Origin of the sequence: Pseudoalteromonas sp. BSi20652 (assembly GCF_000239855.1) — a bacterium.
Lineage (GTDB): Bacteria > Pseudomonadota > Gammaproteobacteria > Enterobacterales > Alteromonadaceae > Pseudoalteromonas.
The window spans coordinates 1-5,613 of sequence record NZ_BADT01000065.1 but is presented as its reverse complement, the minus strand read 5'-3'; the positions used below and the strand labels follow the sequence as shown (position 1 = coordinate 5,613).

General features: G+C 40.5%; 3 protein-coding genes and 1 pseudogene. All 4 read right to left on the bottom strand.

Annotation, left to right across the window (positions count from 1 at the left end; translation table 11 throughout):
- A pseudogene (locus tag P20652_RS17715) lies at positions 1-2,447 on the bottom strand (prolyl oligopeptidase family serine peptidase); the annotation flags it as partial.
- 132 nt (positions 2,448-2,579) lie between these two features.
- Complete coding sequence (locus P20652_RS12465) at positions 2,580-3,755, bottom strand: endonuclease/exonuclease/phosphatase family protein (RefSeq protein ID WP_008167297.1); 1,176 nt, start codon at positions 3,753-3,755, stop codon at positions 2,580-2,582.
- A 122-nt stretch (positions 3,756-3,877) separates the two neighbouring features.
- Entirely contained in the window at positions 3,878-5,026 is a 1,149-nt protein-coding gene (locus tag P20652_RS12470; protein WP_008167296.1) for a 5-(carboxyamino)imidazole ribonucleotide synthase, read from the bottom strand.
- A gap of 2 nt (positions 5,027-5,028) precedes the next feature.
- On the bottom strand, positions 5,029-5,511 hold the full coding sequence (gene purE / locus P20652_RS12475; RefSeq protein WP_002962540.1) for a 5-(carboxyamino)imidazole ribonucleotide mutase: 483 nt from the start codon (positions 5,509-5,511) through the stop codon (positions 5,029-5,031).
- Between the last annotated feature and the right edge of the window lie 102 nt (positions 5,512-5,613).

Genomic DNA, 5,613 nt, shown 5'->3' with positions numbered 1-5,613 from the left:
GAAGGCTGTACAAAGCCATGTGGTTCAACAGGGAATATAGCTGTTCAAAGTTTTGTTTTTCAAGCTCTATTAAGCGCTGAACTAAACGCACTGAGTCTTGAAAAACACGTTATCGTCAACCATGGGTGCATTAATAAGTAAACGTTTGTTTAAACCCTCAGCGTAATAAATTGGCGAGCTGCGCTCATACGCAATCGGGTCAACATCTGGATGGTTTAATATATTAGCCGTGTAACCTGTGTTGTAATGTGCCCAATCGGTAACAGGTCTAAGTGCCGCACCCGATTGAAATAACTCAGGCGCGGTAAACAATGCCATAAAGGTCATAAAGCCGCCATATGAGCCACCATAAGTACCGACTGCTTTGGTATCAACGTTGGCATTTTGCGCCATCCATTTAACGCCATCGGCTAAATCTTGTGTTTCAGGTGTTCCCATTTGACGATAAATCGCGGTGCGCCAATCACGGCCATAACCTTTAGATGCGCGGTAATCCATATCCATTACTATGTAACCTTCATCAGCGAGCAATGAATGGAACATAAATTCACGAAAATAAACCGAAAACCCCATATGTGAGTTTTGTAAGTAACCCGCGCCGTGATTAAAAATAACCGCTTTGCGGTTTTTACCTACTTCACCTTCTACGTAATCAGCTGGGTAGTACACTTTTGCGTATATTGGTTGATCAGTATGGCTCGATGGCACAGCAACAATTTTAGGTGCAGTTAGCTTTTTAGCTAAAAACTCATCCGACACAGTATGCGTTAATCGCGTTGCTTTCGTATTGGCTTGAGCATCAGCTACATAAAGCTCATTAGGCATGGTAATTGTAGAGTGCTTAAGGAGTAACTTGGTTTCATCTGGGCTTAACGTGTAATCAGTCATGCCATTTAAGTCAGTAACTTGCTCGCTATTACCTGTTTGTGGGTTAACACGGTAAATTTCGTACAGGCCTGGATGCTCAACATTCGCTTTGTAATAAATTGCGCTGTCGTCGCTGGTAAGCGTTAAGTTAGAAACCTCAAATTGGCCTTGTGTTAACGCGGTTGCTTTGCCGTTAATTGGTTTTTTATAAAGCTGGCTGTAACCCGACTCTTCCGATAGGTAATAAAGCGTGTTTGAGTTATGTAACCAACCAAAGTCGTTAAACGCGTAAGCAATCCATGCATCGTCATGCAGGCGATGTTGCGAGACAAGTTTGTTGTTTTTAAAATCAACGTTCGCAAGCCAGCGGTCTTTGTTGTCCCATGCTTCAAGCATAACAGCCACTTGCGAGCCGTCATCGTTCCATACTATTGGGCTTTGCTCAAAACCCCAGTCCATAATAAGGTTAATGCCACGAGGCGCCTTTTTAGACTTATATGTTTTACCATCACGTGCATAATTTTCTTTTTTAACTGCGGCTAAAACATCTTCGTCAAAGCCCGGTAAAGTATTAAAGCTAAGTGATGTTTGCTCTTTGTTAGTTAAATTGATGTAGACAAGCTTTGAGGTTTCTTCTTTAGCGTCGGCTACTCGGCGGCGTGCTTTTTTAGGTTCTATAGTGGCGTCATTTGTAATGTAGTTAGGCATAATATCGTCATCACCGCGCCAATCTGTTTGCTTTTGTACAACGACTAACAGCGCATCACCATTTGGCGAAAGCTGTGCTTCTGCAACTTTATTACCATCACCTAAGTAGTAAGCCGTGTTAGCAATTGAATTGTTTTGTTCATTAATTTGCTCATTACGTGCTTGCTTATCTTTTTTATTTTTTGTTGAAGCGCCACAAACTTAATCAATTTATGCTGCTCTTTAGCAATATACGTGCTTGGCTCTTGAATCCCTTTTGGCTCATCAGCAAGTTTTAAGTTAGCAAGCTCGCTCGTTAAGCCTGTTTTTAAATCAACGTTAAAAAATACATTGCCTTGGCGGTAAACTAAATCGCCATTATTTAAAAATTGTGGTTTAGATTCGCTTGCTGATGTCGCTGTAATTTGTTTAAGTTCACCGGTTTTTAGGTTTTTAACAAACACATTGCCTTTAAACGTGTAGGCCGCCATTGTTTTATTTTTTGAATAAACAGCTTTATTTGAACCCACAGTATGAAGTTTATTAAGTGCTACCTGCTCTGCTGTTTGGCTAGTAACCGATTGGCTAAATAAATCGCGTAGTGTATTACCTTGCTCTTTTTGAGCATAAATAATAGTAGCCGAATCGCTAGCCCAATAAGCGCTCTCTGGCTGATTGCCCATCCAATCCGGATCGGCCATGGCTTGTTCTAGCGTTATTTTTTGTGAGCCGATATCTGCTGGCGTGTTCACAACCGCAGCAACCTTACTTGCTGGTAAAGCACTTTGCTGTGTTGAAGAGGTGTTAGCGGTAGCGCTACAGCCTGCAAGCATAACACTTGAGGCAACAGCTAAGGCCACTAACGTTTTAGATGAAGAAAAATTAAAAATCATAGTGCTTCTATACGGTTATTATAATTAAGCCGTATTTAAGCAGAAGCACTTAAGTTATTGCAATTTTTTAAGATAAATAGCCATTAAACAGGGTAAAGCTCAGTTTACTAGCGCACCCCCTATTAATAAGCGTTATTCAACTATTAGATCAAGCCACACCAGTCGATGATCGCTCGATGCGCTTCTGTCTTTAATTAAACGATATTCATCGCTGATTTTAGTAGGCCAAAACACACCACCGTCCTTAATTTTTAAACCATAGTTTGACGGTAAAACGTAATCAACACGGGCTTGCCAATTAGCACTGTAATTTTGTGCATAAGGCACATCATACTGCTCTTTAGCACCTTCGCTTTTTGGAACAAAGCTTGCATTGATAAGTGGGTTTTTAAGTAATTGGTCGGTGGTATTTGTACGGGCTTTATCGCCTTCAGGGGCTGCATTTAAATCACCTAAAATAACAAAACGAGAGTGAGTTTTTAAACCGCCCTTTTCGCCTTTATCGTCATAAATATACTTAGCGTTTGAAACGTAATCGGCAATTAACCTTACTTCATCGTGGTTACGTTTGCCGTTTCTATCCTCTTCGCCATCAAATACAGGCGGTGTTGGGTGAGATGCAATAACATGAATGGTTTTATCGTTTACGTTAATAGGTAAATCCCAAAACGATTTAGAGCTAAGTCTAAGTGCTTGCCATTCTTGTGCGTTATACCAGTTTTCGCCTGTTTTAGGCATTACGGGCATTTGTGCATTTGGCATGTCTTTATATTTAAAGGTTTGAAGGGTTCTTACTTTATCAAAATCGATTGGGTATTTTGACAAAATAGCCATACCGTAATGCCCTTCAAAAAAGCCAAAGCCTTGTGCATCGCCCATCACGCCATTTTTCTTGCCATCGTTATCTAAATCAAACTCGGTAGCTAGGCCTGTATTTACCGGGGCTATATAAGAGTAAGGGTAATTAATAGCGGCTTGTTTTTGCTGACCTACATTTAAATAATGTTGATTAAAGTATTCAATTCCCTGCTCTTTTGGGATGTAATCAAATTCGTTAAGTAAAATAATATCAGGGCGAACACGTTGAATAATTTCCGCTATGTTCTTAATTTGCTGGTGGTTTGCTTTAAGTGCATTAACTAAAGCATCACTTTTAACTTGCTCACCTTTAGGTGTGTGATTAGTTGCATCCATACTTACATTAAAAGTAGCAACACGAAGAGAGTCTGATGCAAATGCACTGTTACTAAAAAAAGGACTAAAAGAAGCGGCAACAAGTAGTGCGCTATAAATTGCTTTAAGTTTCATTAAATAATTTCACTGTAAAATTTTAGACGCAATCATTATTTCACAATCTAGGTAACCTTGCGCCTTTTTTAAATACAAAAAAATGCCGAGCAAGCTCGGCATTTAATAAAACGGTTAGCCATTTAATGAAGAATTATGTTAGCCGCCGCTTTTAAAATACCTGGGTAGTCTTGCTCAGGTAGATATTCAGTAAGCTCACCTAATTTATCTGCTAGATCGTTCATACTAGTGGCTGATACATTTATATGGCCCATTTTACGACCTGGTTTTGCCGTTTTACCGTACCAGTGGCTAGTCACATCTGCGTATTTTAGTACGTCAGCTGGAATATTAGGTTGCCCTAGTACGTTTATCATCGCGGTAATGTGTTTAAGCTCTGTATTACCAAGCGGCAAACCTGCAACAGCACGCATGTGGTTTTCAAACTGTGAGCAATGGCAGCCTTGTTGCGTCCAGTGGCCTGAGTTATGTACACGCGGTGCAATTTCGTTAACGAGTAACGTGCCTTGTACATCAAAAAACTCTATTGCTAATACGCCAACGTAGTTAAGCTCGTTTGCTATTTTTGTAAATGCATCGTTTGCTTGCGCTTCAACGCTGTGATTATTTTTACCGGCAATAGAAAGCGTTAACACACCATTTGTGTGCTCGTTTTCTGTTAGCGGATAAATAGCAACATTACCGTGTTTATCGCGCGCACCAATAATAGATACTTCACGATCAAACGGGATCATTTTTTCAGCAATAATCGTATGTGGGGTAAGCTGCGTACCCGATGCAATAAAATCAGCCATTTGTGACCAAATTTCGTCTATTTGACTATCCGATTTTAAACGCCATTGGCCTTTTCCATCGTAACCTGCTTGGCATGTTTTAATAACAAGTGGCTTACCTAGAGTTTTAACGGCAAGTTCAAGGTGCGCTTTTTCAGTAATTAATTGATACGGCGCACAAGTTACGTTTGTTTTATCAAGCAATGCTTTTTCAAGCGAGCGATCGCCACCGGTTTTAATAGCAGCTTTACCTGGGTAAAACTTATTACTGTTACAGCAAAGGGTTAATACGTCATCAGGAATGTGCTCAAACTCTGCAGTAATTGCATCAGCGTTTAATATTGCTTGCTCAAGTGACGTGCTATAAACCTCACCAGTTAGCGGATGCTTAATTTGCTTGCTGCCTACATCGTACGCAACAACGTTTAAATTAAGCGGCGCGCCTGCAAGACTCATCATACGTGCAAGTTGCCCTGCACCTAATATTAAAATATTCATTATTACTCTGCAGGGTTTGGATTAGCTAATATAGTGTCGGTTTGAGCTTTACGAAACGCTTCAATTTTTGCAAAAATTTCTGGATTTTGACACCCTAAAATTTGTGCGGCTAGTAAACCTGCGTTTGCTGCGCCCGGCTCACCAATTGCAAGTGTGCCCACTGCAACGCCTTTAGGCATTTGGCAAATAGATAAAAGTGAATCAACACCATTTAATGCTTTTGATTTTACAGGCACGCCCAGTACAGGAAGCGACGTAAAAGCAGCAGCCATACCTGGTAAATGAGCCGCGCCGCCAGCGCCAGCAATAATAACTTTAATACCGCGTTCTGCGGCTGAACTTGCGTAATCAGCAAGTAATTGAGGAGTGCGGTGTGCAGACACGACTTTAGTTTCGTACTTAATGCCAAAATGCTCTAGCATAAGTGCTGCATGTTCCATGGTTGGCCAATCTGATTTAGAACCCATAATAATGCCAACAGTCATAAATACTCCTCAGTAATGTTTTTTTAAAATAGCGGACTTATGTCCTGTTTAAGCCGGGTATTATACCCAAAGCCATATTAATTGCGACTAATACAAAGCCAC

Excerpts from the sequence above, each read along its gene's own strand:
- P20652_RS12465 (WP_008167297.1), bottom strand. The coding sequence starts at position 3,755 with ATGAAACTTAAAGCAATTTATAGCGCACTACTTGTTGCCGCTTCTTTT.
- P20652_RS12470 (WP_008167296.1), bottom strand. The coding sequence starts at position 5,026 with ATGAATATTTTAATATTAGGTGCAGGGCAACTTGCACGTATGATGAGT.
- purE (WP_002962540.1), bottom strand. The coding sequence starts at position 5,511 with ATGACTGTTGGCATTATTATGGGTTCTAAATCAGATTGGCCAACCATG.